Genomic DNA, 14,023 nt, shown 5'->3' on the forward strand with positions numbered 1-14,023 from the left:
CTTGAAGCAAAGATCGTATCTCACTCGCTGACTTTCAAGACAAGCGGCGTGTGCCCGGTCGCCTCAAGAAAGCGAATGAGATCCTTTGACGCGATTGTTGTGGTCTGGTCATTGGAAAGGGGATGGCCGTTGACCAACTCGTTTTTCAGTAGATCGCTGTCGAGCACGAAAGTTACCTGCCCGCCCGTGTCGTTTATCGCGCCGAAAACCGTTACCGATCCCGGCACGACCCCCAGATATTCAAGCATTTTTTCCGGCCGACCGAAGGAAACCCGGCTTGCCGCACCAATGACCTTGTGAACGCTTTTGAGATCGACGGCCGCATTTTCCTCCACGGTCAGCACGAAATACTGATCCTTTTTGTCTTTTACGAAGAGGTTCTTCGTGTGGCCGCCGGGAATGAGATCGCGCAACGACTGGGATTCCGCGACAGTAAACACAGGCTCATGCTGCCTGGTGGTGTGGGAAATGCCGAGCCCGTCCAGAAACTCGAACAGCTCCTTCGCAGTTTTCTGAGAATTTTCCGCCATAGTTTATCGCATGCCCCTGCCGATGATGTTGTCACTCCTTTCTGATTAAGGCGGCAACACACCATTGGCAACGCAGGAATATTGGCCAGAATGAAAAAATATCAATCATTTCCGCCGCTTGTCGCATTCACGAGAGAAATTTTCGCGTTTTTGTCATTTCCCTGTTGCATTCCAAAATCGATTGAGCGATATAGCGCCCGTCGCCACTTGGTGGCCCACGGTTCAGCCAACTACCCCGGACCGGCGGATTTGAGCGGGTGTAGCTCAGGGGTAGAGCACAACCTTGCCAAGGTTGGGGTCGAGGGTTCAAATCCCTTCGCCCGCTCCAAATTTCCCTAAACTCTTGGACAGTCCATGCTCTATATTGTGCGATCTTCTTATCGCATGATGTCGCATCATTCCCGGAATGTCCTTTACCGCGCCACTGAAATCTCAAAAATTCTTGGGCAGGCGGAACTTCTGTCCCAGACAGCAGTTATCTCCGCGAGGCTCCTAACCTCAGTTCCCCTCGATTGCCCGCCGTGAGCGGGCATTTTTTTGTGTGAACATCTTGCCGCCCCCGGCAGGATCGGCACGTGAAGAGCTCACGGCGCTACTGCTCGCCAATAGCTCGACAATGGGAGCAGCCCGACGCAACAATACACAGCCTTGATCTTGCCATAATTAATTCAATGTGCTTTTGTGCAGGCGCCCTTGTGGGAGGGGGTAAAGGTTGAGACCCGCTTGTTGCAGTTTTGCAGTGAGCGGGTTTCCCTTTTTCTGGGCCTACGCCAAGTGCGCTTTAGCGAATTGGATTTCCGGCTCTTGCCCCAAACGCGAGGAAGATGACAATGCGTCGGCGGCCTGGGTTTAACCAGTCTACCTGCGTCCCTTTCCATTTCGATGGACTACGGCGTCACAACAGGCGGGCATGGAACTCGGCTACCCCACGGAAACGCGCGCGCGGGTCACATTCATCCCCACTTGAACATTGCCGGACTTTCATTTGCAAGATCAAGCGGACTTGATTAGACGAATCCCTCTATATCGTGAGAACGGCGACTTAATTTCGCCATCACGCCTGCCTTTTTGAAAACCCATCCGGGAAATCTGCTTCTTCATGAAGTTCGAGGAACAACAACATGGCCAACGCGACCACCGCCGACAATAGCCGCACGCTTGCTGCTCTTGGTGTCACGGCGGGAATGATTTTCACCGTGGGCTCTGCCCTCGGCTTTCAGCATATCGGCGGTTACACACCCTGCGCACTCTGCCTGTTGCAGCGGGATCCCTATTATTACGCCATTCCGCTAGGCATACTCGCGATTGCGACCACCGTTTTCAAGTTACCGGTTCAGATTACCCGGCTGCTTCTGGCGCTTATCGGCGTGGCGATGCTGATTGGGGCGGGGCTCGGCGTCTATCATGCCGGCGTGGAATGGGGTTTCTGGGCGGGCCCAGTCACCTGCGCGACCGGCGCCCCCTCCATCACGACCAACGCCGGCGATCTCCTTGGCAATCTGAACGCCATCAAGGCACCTTCCTGCAACGACGCGGCCTTGCGCGTGCTCGGCCTGTCCTTTGCTGGCTGGAACGTCATCGCAAGTGTCGCACTCGCGGCGATCGCTTTTTATGGCGCGAGCCGTAAAAGCCGTTAGGCGGAAAACCGTTTGCAGTCCTGAAAGGATCAGGGCTGCAGCTCGGTGTCCCAGTAAAGATAGTCCATCCAGCTTTCGTGCAGATAGTTAGGCGGGAACAGCCGCCCATTATTGTGCAGATCCTGAACCGTGGGCTGGAAGGGCTTCTGCGACGGGAACATGCCCGCCTGTTTGGGAAGTTTACTGCCTTTTTTCAGATTGCAGGGAGAGCACGCCGCAACGACGTTGTGCCAGGTCGTTTCACCGCCATGCGCGCGGGGAATCACATGATCGAAGGTCAAGTCGTCCCGCGCACCACAATACTGGCACTCAAACTTGTCCCGAAGGAAGACGTTGAAGCGTGTAAAGGCAGGATTGCGGGTGGGCTGCACGTAGGTCTTGAGGCTGACCACACTCGGCAGCCGCATGGAAAAGCTGGGCGATGATACCGCGTGATCATATTCTGCAATGATGTTCACACGGTCTAGAAAGACAGCCTTGATCGCGTCCTGCCAGGACCATAACGACAAGGGATAATAACTCAGCGGCCTATAGTCTGCGTTCAAAACGAGCGCCGGCAGGGCCTGTGGTGAAACTGCAATCGTCAAGGGCTTCTCCTGAGCGATTCGGCATCTGCACTTGTATATTAGGTCCGTTGTTACAGGATTGTGAAGCCTATAAATGCAGCGGCAAAGAGCTTAATTTTCAAGCCCGGAAAAGACCGTTTTATCATCCCTGACGCTCAGACGGCACAGTGGCGCCGCGTGGCGGAAATGACGCCGCTCGCTGACGCGGCCGGGAGGCGCTTCGGCCCGATCAAGGCAGAAAACATTCTCGCACCGGATGCACGATCGGTGATAGGATAATCGCCGACGGACACGGCTACTCTCATGCCAGGGCGCCATGGCAAATGTGCGGCGACATCATCCATTATTATTCAGCCGGAGAGACCTTTGGCCGGGATGCGGAAGCAACCTCCAAAATTCTTGACCTTGTGAAAAGGAGACAGTAACCGCAACTATGCCCAAGGTGCTGAACTGGATTCGCGGTCGTAAACAACCAGCCCTCCGCGACGACCGGAGGCGGCGCAGGATTGATCTTGGCGACAGGCCAATCTCCTTCCCGATCTATGCGATCGGTGACATCCATGGCAGTCTCGACCTCCTGTTGCAGGCGGAACGAAGGATCGTTACCGATATGGGGCCCGCACCCTCCCCGGCGCTAATGGTTCTCCTTGGCGACTATGTCGACCGCGGACGCGATTCACGGGGCGTTCTGGAACACTTGCTGCAACCGCCACCAGCGCCGCTTCGCCGCATCGCACTTTGCGGCAACCACGAGCAGCTTTTCCACGACTTCCTCGATAATCCGCAGGAGAATTTGAAGTGGCTCGACCTCGGTGGCCGAGAAACGCTTTTGTCCTATGGGATCGACATCGGCCACTTCATGCAAAAAGGCCGCCTTCGGCTCCAACCGCTTAAGGATGCACTGTTGGGCGCCATCCCGCAGACCCACCGCCGGCTTCTGGCCAGCCTGCCGGTCTATACACGGATAGGCTCCTATATCTTCGTCCATGCGGGCTTCAGACCGGGTCTGCCGCTGGAGGCGCAGACTGATGAAGACATGCTCTGGATCAGGGAGCCCTTCCTGTCGCAGGGTGCAGGGCTGGACCTCGTTGTCATCCACGGCCACACGCCGGTCACTGAGCCTGAGGCCGGCCCGCAACGCATCGGTATCGACACGCATGCTTTCAAAACGGGCAGGCTGACGGTTCTTAGAGTGTCTGATCAAGGTCTGCACCTGATCGGCTAAGCGATCAGCGCCTAGCGCCTATTGGACACTGTCCTGCATTACCCGTTACTCGACCGCGAGGATTTCGATCTCCCGGCCAGCCACGATAACGACATCACCGGCCGTTTTACCCGTCAACGCCCTTGCGACAGGTGACACGTAGGACATGGTCCCCGCAGCGGGATCCGCTTCGTCTTCTCCGACGATACGAAACCTCTGCGTTCGCCCGTCATCGCGGCTGAATGTCACAAGGCTACCGAAGGCAACGATCCCGTTTGACGGCGGGTCGGGCATCAGCTGCGCAGTGCGAAGGCGTTCGGACAGGTATCGCAGATCACGCAACGGGCTCGCCAGAAGGCGCCGTCTTTCATTGACGTCGTCAGTGGTATTGGCGGCTTCACAGGCCTCACGCGCAAGCCGCAACTCCTCCTCCAGCGACTTCAGCCCCGCCCGCGTCACCAAATTGGGGTGCGGCGAGATTGGTCGGTCCGGCAAAACGGTTTCGGCAGCGGTCTCCGCGCTGTCTTCCTTGGTAAAGGCTACGCTCAATCCAGACACTCCGTTTTCAAGATATCACGCTTGCTCCCGGCCAGATCCGCCATGGCTTTCGGCCCCTAACAATATCAAGCGGCGTTTGTTCAAACCCAACATTTAACAGGTGAAACCGGTTGATGACAACGCTCACCCGCCGGCATTCCTTGCAACCACAGCGGAATATACCCCTTATATCTTAGCCTAACAGCAGGCGTTTTACCCTGTTAGGGTGTGCATCAGGAGGAGCGAGGACACACGAACGGACAGGAGATTGGTCATGGCCCGGACAGTCGTGAATGCGCTTGACGACACACTCTATTACAGCGGCAGCTCAACTGGATTTTTTTCCGCAACCGGCTCCGGTCCGCTGCTCAACGGGACTGCCGGCAATGATTCCATGTGGGGCGACAGCGCCGTCAATGTGACCATGGCAGGGGGGACTGGAGACGATATCTATTATCTCTATTCCGGCATCAACCGCGCGATCGAAAATGCCGGAGAGGGCGTCGACACCATCGATACCTGGATGAGCTATACCCTGCCTGAACATTTTGAAAACCTGCGGGTGACGGGCGATGGGCGATACGCTTTCGGCAACGCGCTCGATAATATCATCACCGGCGGATCGGGCAGCCAGACGATCGACGGCGGGGCGGGAAACGACGTGCTGATCGGGGGTGGCGGGGCCGATACCTTTGTTTTCACGAGCGGCAACGGAACCGATCTTGTCATGGATTTCAGCGCCAATGACACGATCCGTCTCAATGGCTACGGCGTCACATCGTTCGACCAGCTGGTCGCCAGCGCCACCCAGCAGGGTGATAACCTCTGGCTCAATTTTTCGAATGGCGAGGCCGTTGTTCTCGCAGGAACGACCATCAACGACCTTCACGCCGACCAGTTCGAACTCAGCCTCGACCGATCGGCGCTCAGCCAGACTTTCGCCGATGAATTCGATTCGCTATCGTTGCGTAGCGGCGGCCAGGGCAACTGGGACGCCAAATATTGGTGGGCGCCTGAGAAGGGAAGCTCGCTGACGACGAATGGCGAGGCACAATGGTACGTCAACCCCGGCTATGCCGGAACGTCGGCAGTGAACCCCTTCAGCGTCGAAAACGGTATCCTCACCATACATGCCGAAAAAACCGCACAATCGATCGCCGATGAAGTCGAAGGTTACGATTACACATCGGGCATGCTGAACACTTATTCGTCGTTCAGCCAGACCTACGGCTACTTTGAAATCCGCGCCGATATGCCAACCGACCGGGGCGCCTGGCCGGCCTTCTGGCTTCTGCCGACGAATGGATCCTGGCCCCCGGAACTCGACGTCATCGAAATGCGCGGGCAGAACGCCAATACCCTCATCATGTCCACCCACTCCAACGCCGCTGGCGAGCCAACCTCGGTCATCAACAACGTCAGCGTGCCGAGCACAGAGGGCTTTCACACTTACGGCGTCCTGTGGGATGCCGAACACATCACGTGGTACTTCGACGATGTGGCGGTGGCACAGACGGACACCCCTGACGACATGCATGATCCCATGTACATGGTCGTCAACCTTGCGGTCGGTGGAATGGCAGGAACGCCGTCTGACACCGACTTCAGCGACGGGTCGCAGATGATGATCGATTACATCAGAGCCTATTCTCTCTCGGACTGGGCAGCGTAAAAAACCAACCGAGCGGCATATTCAGGTTCCCAGTACCCAGCGAAGCGTTTTCCTGAGGAGAAGGCGGATGACATAAACCCCGGTACGGCCGAAGAAATCATGCACGTGGCGATGGCCGGCAACGCAGCCACGGCTCGAAGCTGGTGACAGACATCAAGCCCGCGGTAGGCCGATCCGAGGTAAGCGTGACTGAAATCGCTCACAGCCACATCAGTGCATGCCTCGCAGCCTTCACCGTTCCTGCGACTTCTGAAGGCGTATGACGATATTGGTGGGTGTCACCCCTTACTTTCAGATGGCCTGCCATGCCGATGTGGTTTCGATGGCATCCCGCTCTTAGCCAAATGCCACACCACGAAATGCCTAGCCGAGATTGTGGACCATGAAATAGATGAGTCCGCAATGTGCGATTGCCAGTACGACCCAGCCCCATTTGGCGAGCCTGATATCGGCATCGATAACTGTATTGCGGATTTCTCTCGTGTTTGCCGCCAGTTCGGGCCCAGCAGACGGGGTCTGCTTGACCACTTCTTCCACAAGGTGGAGCCGGTCATGATGCGGAATTCGGGGCTGAAAATCCCTGGCGCTCGCCCCATCGGAAAGCGCGCCCTCGCCAGCCGTGGCGCTCGCCGCCGCGAACTGCGGCGATATCCCCCTGTTACGCAGATTACCTGAATTCGGCATCGTAATGGTCCACACAATAAATAAAGAAATATGGTCGCAGCAGGCAAGGACGCGCCTTGCCTGCTTGCGGCGTCAGATCCGGCCCCCGCCGCGCGATCCAACGCTTTAACCCCCGTTACTGCGGCGCCCTTGCGACAATGATCGCCTTAAGGAGCCAGTCCCACTGGCAAGCTACGCCTGCCCGTATAAGGTTTTGCTTCCCGCTGGAGCAGAAAGACAGATTTTTCCACCGGCAACGGTTCCACCGTTGTGTATCGCTGGAACCGCTTGGAAAACTCGAACCGGATGAGCCTGCCGTCGAACTTTCCCGCCAGAACACGGTAGCCGTTAACGACTTCATTCATGATTTCGAGCTCTTCGCCCCACGCCCAGCCGCCATAGGACGTGCCTTCATTCGAGCGCAGCACGATCTCGAAAAAATGCCCGCCTGCGACCATCGGCATACGAAAGAGAATATCGAGATTGTCCTCGTCATCCTCATCCCCTCTTTCTGCCGATAACCGCGCATGCGCTACTCTCGCCTGCACCAGGGCCGACACTGGATAAAATGGGCGGCCTTTGAACCACATAAATTCACTGACCGCGTATCCGACGTCGTCGGCTCGCTGGTAGGGTTCGATGCGTGGCTCAAACGCCATGTAGCTTCCGTTAAACGCTATCACTTTCGCAATTCCCGATGCCCGCCTGCCCACACCCGCGTGCCCCATGCCTGCCGTGTTGCACCACTCTTGATGCTTCTGACCACGACAATAGGCATGCCGCGTCACACCAGCGTCAAATGAAGGCTGTGGTGGCTTTCAATTTCGCGGCCACGTTGTTAGATGATAGGGGGACAAGGGGAAAAAATGGCTGGAAACGCTGATTTGATACCGATCCGGCTTTTTGGCACACCGCGCTGTGATGCGGTGCGGGAAGCGTTTTTTCCGTCCAAGGGCTTCGCCCTCACCGCCGCCCTCATCCTGGCGCCGAATCAGTCCCTTTCGCGCCAGCACGCCGCATCACTACTGTGGGAAAACGTCGAGCAGAAAAGAGCGCTTGGTAATCTGCGGCAACTGATCCTGCGCCTGCAGAAGCTTGCCGATGACGATGAAGCCCTCCTTCTCATCGAAGGAAACGATCTAAAGGCGGGCAAGCTTTCGCAGCGTACCGACCTTGCCATTTTCCTTGCCGGCGCAAGGGCAGACGACCTGATGCAGCGCCTCAATGCACTGCTTGAATTTGGCGGCGAATTGCTGGAGGGGCTGGAGGCCGGGCAGGATCATCTCTACCTCTGGCTGCTTTCGGAGCGCCGTCGCCTGAGGGATCTGTTCTTTTCCAGTTACACCCAGCTTCTGGAAGAGTTGACGCGGTTTGGCCGTGCGAGTTCAAACGATATCGCAAGGCTTGCCGAATGCGCTCGCAGGATAGAACCCGAGCGCGAAGAAACCTACCGTGCTGCCATGGCGGCCTATGCGCGCATCGGAAACATCAGCGCCTGCGACAATATTCACGAGTTGCTGCTCGATCAATTGCGTCAGGAGGGTCGCGCGCCCGAGGCTGAAACCGTCGCGCTGAGGCGCAGGATACAAAGCCTCACCGCCACGATAACGGCTCATGCGGAAGCGGAAATCGGGAAGCTTGCAAAATCCGCCACCAAACCGCGGGTCGCTTTCGCCCTCCCCGCAAAGGTCGACGGTCAACCGGTTTCTCCCGTCATGCAGGCCTTTGTCGAGGATGTCGCCAACAGCCTTGTCCGGTATCGGACCTTTACCGTGCTTTCACCGCACAGCACTTTCGCGCTGGCGCATCAGCGGGCTGACGACAGCTATGCCATGCTGCGTGCGGATTACCGGGTCATATCGACAGTGTTTGACGACAGCCGCATGTCCGTCGCGCTGATTGAAGAGGCAAGCGGTGAAATCGTCTGGTCGCTGGAAGCTGTTTTGACCCCGCGGCAAATCCATGCTGCCTTTCGCCTGCTCTCGAAACAGGTCGCGGCAGCACTTGCGCGCGAAATCGAGCGGCTTCAGGTGGAACCCGACCGCAACCATAACGGCGAGGCCTACCGGCAATTGCTCGAGGGTCAACAGCTTCTGCGGGGCAAATGTGATCTGCCGCTGCTGCGAAGAGCCCGCTCCATGTTCCGCAAGGCCGTCGATCTCGACCATAGCCTGGCGGTGGCACGCGCACGCGTGGCGCAGAGCCTGCAACTGGAATGGCTGATGCTCGGCGGCAACGACCCGCACCTGCTGCACCGCGCCAAGGCAGAAGCCGATTCTTCAATCGATATCGATCCGGCGCTTGGCGTCGGCCACTGGATGTGCGCCGTGGTTGCACTCTACCAGCGGGATTTCGACACATCTGCCGAAAAATTCTTCGAGGCTGAGGCGCTGGCGCCCAACTCCGCCGATCTTCTGCTTCAGCATGCGGATGCGCTTGCCCATTTCGGAGATGCGGAAATCGCCTGGGAAAAGTTTCAGCAGGCGATCGATCTCAATCCTTTGGCGCCTGACATCTACTGGTGGGCCGGCGCCAGCATCGCATTCAAGCGCGAGGACTACGGTACCGCGGTCGAATTGTGCGGGCGAATGGAAAATGACGAGCCGGCCCTGCGTGTCCTCACCGCCAGCCATGCGCTGCACGGCGATCTCGTTGCAGCCAGGGAAAGTGGGAGCAGGCTTCAGGAAAACTATCCGGGCATGACGGCAAGGGAGATCAGCAGCCTGTCTCCCGACCGCGACCCGGTAGCGAATGAGAGATTTTATCAAGCGCTTCGATTAGCTGGAATTAAATAGGAGATATTATGTCCTCGCATTTCTTCATTGTTGGAAAAAAGGATTTCGGTGTTCTTTTCATCCGCACCGCACCGCTCCGGGTCGCATCCGTCTCGCACGAGACAATTGCCGCTTATGAAGCCGCTCATCCCGGCGTGGACGGCTATGCCCGCGTCGCTGCCGCCGCAAAGTCCATGCTTGTCCGCCAGAACGGTGAGCCGGATGCGGAGTTGGATCAGGCCCAGATCCAGGGCATCGAAGCCTTGGTCGCCGGCGGCGCCGTGGTCTCTGAGGCCGATTTCGCCTTTATCGGCGAGGTGAATGATGCCGGCTGGGACTTCAACCGCATGGTCCAGGCACCCATCGAAGCAGCCCTGAAGGCTGTCGGTCCTGCCGCGTCCGTCACCGGCGAGCTGTACGATGCCATCCTCTCCGACGACACCGGCGTGTCCCGCTGATCTTGGTTCCGCTGCCTTGACAGACGACGGCGCGTCCAATCCCGCGGCAACAGCGTCAAGGCAAGCCGACGCCTGGTTCTCGGATCCCGGGCTGCTTCGGCGGTTCGGGATTTCCCGCGTCGGCGACGTAACCGGCCTTGATGTTATAGGCGTTCCCGTCTGGTTTGCGGTTCGTCCCAATTCCCGCGGACTGTCTGTCTCGCAGGGAAAGGGACTTATTGTAGAACAGGCTCGGATTTCGGCCGTCATGGAAGCGATCGAGGGCGCCGTTGCCGAAGAAACCCGCCAACACGTCGCGGCTTTCGGGTCGCTGCTGGACATGCGGGATAAAGGCGTTCCCATTATCCCCCTCGAAAGGGTCGGCAGGGTCGACATGGATGTTCTCGATCCGCGAAAAGAACGCGGCTGGGTTAAGGGTTTGTCGATCCGCCAGGAAGGGGACGTTTTTGCACCTTACGAACTTGTCGGCATGGATTTCCGCGTGGATTTCCCATGGGACCGGCAGGCCTTTCGCATGAGCTCCCAGGGGCTAGCAGCGGGTTTCGATTACGACCATGCCGTCCTCCACGCCCTGCTTGAACTCATCGAAAATGACGCCAGTGTCCTCCTCGACACGTTCGAAACCCGCGCGATAGCTCCGCAGCCTGCTTTCATCGCGGCGGGGACCGACCGATACCTCGACAGCCTCGTACAGCGCCTGACGAATATCGGCATGACACCGTCTTTCTTCGACCTTACGAATGGACTTGACGTGCCCGTGGTCATGGCAACCCTGCCCCGCCCTCTTCAGGCGCAGGATGGGCCGACCAGCAGACATGCCGCGGGTGCCGCCTGCCGCCCTGATTTCCACGGCGCGGCACTCGCAGCCCTGCTGGAAGCCATCCAGTCCCGCCTGACGGATATCAGTGGCGCGAGAGACGATCTCGCTCCTCTGCGCTATCAAAGAGACAGAGCAGTTGCGGAACCCTTGAGTCACAGCATGTGGCCGGTGAAAAATGTGCCGTCTGATCTGTATTTCGCCAAAGGCACCGGGTCCGCGCCGCCATGGCGGCAACTCGCAAGCCACCTTTTCGCGCGCGGTATCGATGATATCTTTGTCTTCCCCCTGCAAACGATGGTTTCCGGCCTTTACGTCGTGCGGGTTCTTGCGAGCGGCCTTGCCCCTGCCGGCAGCGGATTGCAAAACATATCGCAGCGCGGCCTGGATCATCTGCTGACGTTGGGAGGGTTTTAATGAAGCCGGTGGTTTTTGCAGGACCATCCATCTACGGCATGGCCAGAGAATCCATCCCGGACCTCGACCTTCGCGGACCGGCGGTCTGCGGCGATATTTTCGACGCCACCCGCAAAGGCGCCAAGGTCATCGGCTTGATCGATGGTCTTTACGGCGATTGTGCCGCCGTTTGGCATAAGGAAATTCTTTACGCTCTATCAAATGGCGTCACCCTCTATGGCGCCGCCAGCATGGGGGCGCTCAGGGCCGCGGAATGCGCTTCCTTTGGCATGATCGGTATTGGCGAGATTTTCGAGGCCTATCGGGACGGACAACGTTTCTCCGACGCGGATGTGGCTGTGAACCACGCACCCGTTGAACTCGACTACCGTCCGCTGACCATCGCCCTGGTCGATGCCGAGGCAACCCTTAAAGCTTGCCGCAACACGATCACGCGTGAGGATTATAACCGACTCATGCGCGCTGCCGCTAATCTGCATTTCAGCCGCAGGACCTGGCGCTCCATAGCAACCGAGGCAGGCTTCGGCTCCCCAATGGCGGATATGCTCGCGGCCAATGCCATCTCGATCAAGCGGAACGATGCGGCGTGCCTATTGGCAGCAGTCACCGGCGATAACGTCAAAACATCACCGCCGCCATCTTGGAAATTCCAAGACACCATGTTCTTTCAGCAGTTGATAGCGCGGCAGACCGCAGCGGGAAAGAAAACGTGAGCGCGGTCCCGCACCCGCAAATGCTCACGGATTGCGGTGGGCTTATCGACACGATAGCCTTTGCCCTGCCTGGATCGTTTTTTGCTGAGAAGGCGGCCTCGGACGACGTTTCTCCGCTCATTCCTATCGGCAACCTACTCTCTGCCCTGCCCGCAGATGTCAACGCTGCTATTGTTGTTGGTCGCGCAAGCCTTACGCCGGCACAAAGCTGGCTGGGCGGACGGCAGCTCAAATGTTCTGCCGCGTTGATCCCTCTCGCCGGTCAGGATGACGTCCCGCATCCATGGGTTCAGGATATGCTCCTTGTGCGCGTTGACGAAGGGGACGCCGTGGCGTCTTTCGTTACCGTCACGGCGAATGCCGTTGGCGCCAGTCTGGCTGCTTTCATCGGAGCGACGGTCACGCCCCCTGATGTCTTACTCCATGGCGGCAACCATCTCGTCGGGCCAAATTTCCGGCTGGTGGGTCAATCCAGCCTGCAGGGGGACCGAGGTGTCGGCACTCATCCGCAACGATGGCAAGAGATCCGGGCTTTCGATACGAAAGACCTCTTCAGCTTCGGATACAGGCCAGACGATCTCGGCAACGGCCATCCTTTACGCGGAGCCGGCGTGACCGAAAGTGGTGGAGCGGATGCTGCCCAAAAAAACATTCACCAATGCGGCTTCCACGTCGACCAGTTCGTCTCCGTGACGGGTATGACCAGAAGTGGTCGACCTTTATTGCTCGTCGCCGATCCGATTGCGCATGGCGGATGTGACCGCGTCGCAAATGATCTGAAACGAAAGCTGGATGCCTCTGTCCTCTCGCTTGCCCGGCAAGGATTTGAGATCGCCCGAAACCCCATTGCCGTGTCACCGGCGATCGACAGCAACAAATGCATGCCAAGGCTCTATAACAACGTCATTCTTGAAAACGTCACACGTCCCGGACAGGAACGGCCATTTGTCTGGGTGCCCTGTTTCGGCGACGCAGAGCCGCTCGCAGAATTCGACGTAATGAACTGCAATATTTGGGAAGAACTGGGCTTCAAGCCTGTCCCTGTCAGTGGATGGAGCCATCTTTCGAGCCGCAACGGTGCGTTGCGTTGCGCGACAAAAATTGTAAAAAGGAGTCCGAATATAAAAGTATGAACAGAAAAACGTCTTATTCCGTCAATAAAGCTTCGCAATACCCGTGGAAATTGTGTTGAATGTATACCTTCAACAATATTAATAGACAATTCTCGGATTAAAAGCCTCACAACTGGAGGAAAGTGGAAATGCAGGCCAAACTACCCAGCCCGATCGATGTGCACGTCGGCGCACAAATCAGAATGCGCCGCAAGTCGCTCGGCATGAGCCAGAGCGCTCTGGCGGGGCGATTGGGCATTACCTTCCAGCAGGTGCAGAAATACGAGAAGGGCGCCAATCGCGTCGGCGCTTCCCGGCTGCAGGCCATTGCGTCGATCCTTGGCGTGGACGTCAGCTCGCTGTTTGCCAACGCCACACCGGACGTCGGCTCCAACAGCGCCGCACTTGGCACGATCAACGCCATGCAGTCGTTCGTGGCATCGAACGAAGGTTTTGCGCTCAATCAGGCCTTCTCCCGCATCAAGAGCGCGACCGTTCGCAGAAGCATTGTTGCGCTTGTGACATCGCTTGCGGTTTCCGAAACGACAGAAAATAACGCCGCATCCATGGATAAGACCGACGATTGACGCGGGTGTGACGCTCGCGTGACGCTCGACATGGAAGATGATGAACAACGCGGGATCAGCGCGTTTCACATCGTCGACTGTCGAGAGGAAATCATGGTGGCGTCTACCACAGCAATACTTGAACAGGACAATGGAGACGAGATACTGGCGCTCGGGCGTATGGTATCCTATCTCTGCCAGCGCTCAAAAGCTCTGGAACTGGGCATGTCGACTTATTTTCTGGAAATGGCACTGCTATCGCTTGCTCAGGACATCAGTCAGCAGGAGCTGCCGCTGGTCAGCGCAGAGCTGAACGCAGCCGCTTTCTCGCAGACCGATCTTCATTGACATGACACT

15 protein-coding genes and 1 tRNA gene are annotated in these 14,023 nt (G+C 57.7%); 11 read left to right on the top strand and 5 right to left on the bottom strand.

The features are described from left to right. Positions 1-20: 20 nt before the first annotated feature. The gene (locus tag FS804_RS10330) at positions 21-530 is read right to left on the bottom strand and encodes a prolyl-tRNA synthetase associated domain-containing protein (RefSeq protein WP_144576519.1); all 510 of its coding nucleotides are present in this window, start codon (positions 528-530) and stop codon (positions 21-23) included. A 253-nt stretch (positions 531-783) separates the two neighbouring features. Here FS804_RS10330 and FS804_RS10335 point away from each other — a divergent pair. Both FS804_RS10335 and FS804_RS10340 read left to right on the top strand, forming a co-directional pair. Further along, a tRNA-Gly gene (locus FS804_RS10335) sits at positions 784-858 on the top strand. Between the two features lie 793 nt (positions 859-1,651). Next, the gene (locus FS804_RS10340; RefSeq protein WP_144576520.1) at positions 1,652-2,167 is read left to right on the top strand and encodes a disulfide bond formation protein B; all 516 of its coding nucleotides are present in this window, start codon (positions 1,652-1,654) and stop codon (positions 2,165-2,167) included. A 29-nt stretch (positions 2,168-2,196) separates the two neighbouring features. Here the strand turns inward: FS804_RS10340 and FS804_RS10345 are convergent, their stop codons facing one another. Then, positions 2,197-2,754 (bottom strand): HNH endonuclease, encoded by a 558-nt coding sequence (locus FS804_RS10345; RefSeq protein ID WP_063946877.1) that lies wholly within the window; start codon positions 2,752-2,754, stop codon positions 2,197-2,199. A gap of 412 nt (positions 2,755-3,166) precedes the next feature. Here FS804_RS10345 and FS804_RS10350 point away from each other — a divergent pair, with 412 nt between their 5' ends. After that, positions 3,167-3,958 carry a metallophosphoesterase family protein gene (locus FS804_RS10350; protein ID WP_144576521.1) on the top strand — a complete coding sequence of 264 codons (792 nt, stop codon included), beginning with the start codon at positions 3,167-3,169 and terminating at the stop codon, positions 3,956-3,958. Between the two features lie 45 nt (positions 3,959-4,003). On the opposite strand, the gene greA is transcribed toward FS804_RS10350, so the two are convergent. Continuing rightward, complete coding sequence (greA, locus tag FS804_RS10355; RefSeq protein WP_144576522.1) at positions 4,004-4,486, bottom strand: transcription elongation factor GreA; 483 nt, start codon at positions 4,484-4,486, stop codon at positions 4,004-4,006. Between the two features lie 262 nt (positions 4,487-4,748). On the opposite strand from greA, the gene FS804_RS10360 reads away from it, so the two are divergent. Then, positions 4,749-6,146 (top strand): family 16 glycosylhydrolase, encoded by a 1,398-nt coding sequence (locus FS804_RS10360; RefSeq protein WP_144576523.1) that lies wholly within the window; start codon positions 4,749-4,751, stop codon positions 6,144-6,146. 363 nt (positions 6,147-6,509) lie between these two features. Here FS804_RS10360 and FS804_RS10365 read toward each other — a convergent pair whose 3' ends face one another. Beyond that, positions 6,510-6,830, bottom strand: coding sequence for a hypothetical protein (locus FS804_RS10365; RefSeq protein ID WP_144576524.1), 321 nt, complete (start codon positions 6,828-6,830; stop codon positions 6,510-6,512). 146 nt (positions 6,831-6,976) lie between these two features. Continuing rightward, entirely contained in the window at positions 6,977-7,468 is a 492-nt protein-coding gene (locus FS804_RS10370) for a hypothetical protein (RefSeq protein ID WP_063946872.1), read from the bottom strand. A 207-nt stretch (positions 7,469-7,675) separates the two neighbouring features. Between FS804_RS10370 and FS804_RS10375 the strand changes: the two genes are divergently transcribed. From FS804_RS10375 to FS804_RS10405, 7 genes are all read left to right on the top strand, one after another. Continuing rightward, on the top strand, positions 7,676-9,604 hold the full coding sequence (locus FS804_RS10375; RefSeq protein ID WP_144576525.1) for a BTAD domain-containing putative transcriptional regulator: 1,929 nt from the start codon (positions 7,676-7,678) through the stop codon (positions 9,602-9,604). A gap of 8 nt (positions 9,605-9,612) precedes the next feature. Further along, complete coding sequence (locus tag FS804_RS10380; protein WP_144576526.1) at positions 9,613-10,041, top strand: hypothetical protein; 429 nt, start codon at positions 9,613-9,615, stop codon at positions 10,039-10,041. Between the two features lie 16 nt (positions 10,042-10,057). Beyond that, positions 10,058-11,275: a YcaO-like family protein gene (locus FS804_RS10385; RefSeq protein WP_246665870.1), complete on the top strand. Its 1,218-nt coding sequence runs from the start codon at positions 10,058-10,060 to the stop codon at positions 11,273-11,275. After that, positions 11,275-11,988 (top strand): TfuA-like protein, encoded by a 714-nt coding sequence (locus tag FS804_RS10390; RefSeq protein WP_144576528.1) that lies wholly within the window; start codon positions 11,275-11,277, stop codon positions 11,986-11,988. Before FS804_RS10385 ends, FS804_RS10390 begins: the two co-directional genes overlap by 1 nt. Beyond that, complete coding sequence (locus FS804_RS10395; RefSeq protein ID WP_144576529.1) at positions 11,985-13,121, top strand: hypothetical protein; 1,137 nt, start codon at positions 11,985-11,987, stop codon at positions 13,119-13,121. The genes FS804_RS10390 and FS804_RS10395 overlap by 4 nt, the downstream gene beginning before the upstream one ends. A gap of 128 nt (positions 13,122-13,249) precedes the next feature. Further along, the gene (locus FS804_RS10400) at positions 13,250-13,687 is read left to right on the top strand and encodes a helix-turn-helix domain-containing protein (protein ID WP_144576530.1); all 438 of its coding nucleotides are present in this window, start codon (positions 13,250-13,252) and stop codon (positions 13,685-13,687) included. Positions 13,688-13,780: 93 nt separating this feature from the next. Then, positions 13,781-14,014, top strand: a complete 234-nt coding sequence (locus FS804_RS10405) for a hypothetical protein (protein ID WP_063947040.1) — start codon at positions 13,781-13,783, stop codon at positions 14,012-14,014. Positions 14,015-14,023: the final 9 nt, after the last annotated feature.

This window comes from Agrobacterium sp. DE0009 (assembly GCF_007680755.1).
Classification (GTDB): Bacteria; Pseudomonadota; Alphaproteobacteria; order Rhizobiales; family Rhizobiaceae; genus Agrobacterium; species Agrobacterium tumefaciens_B.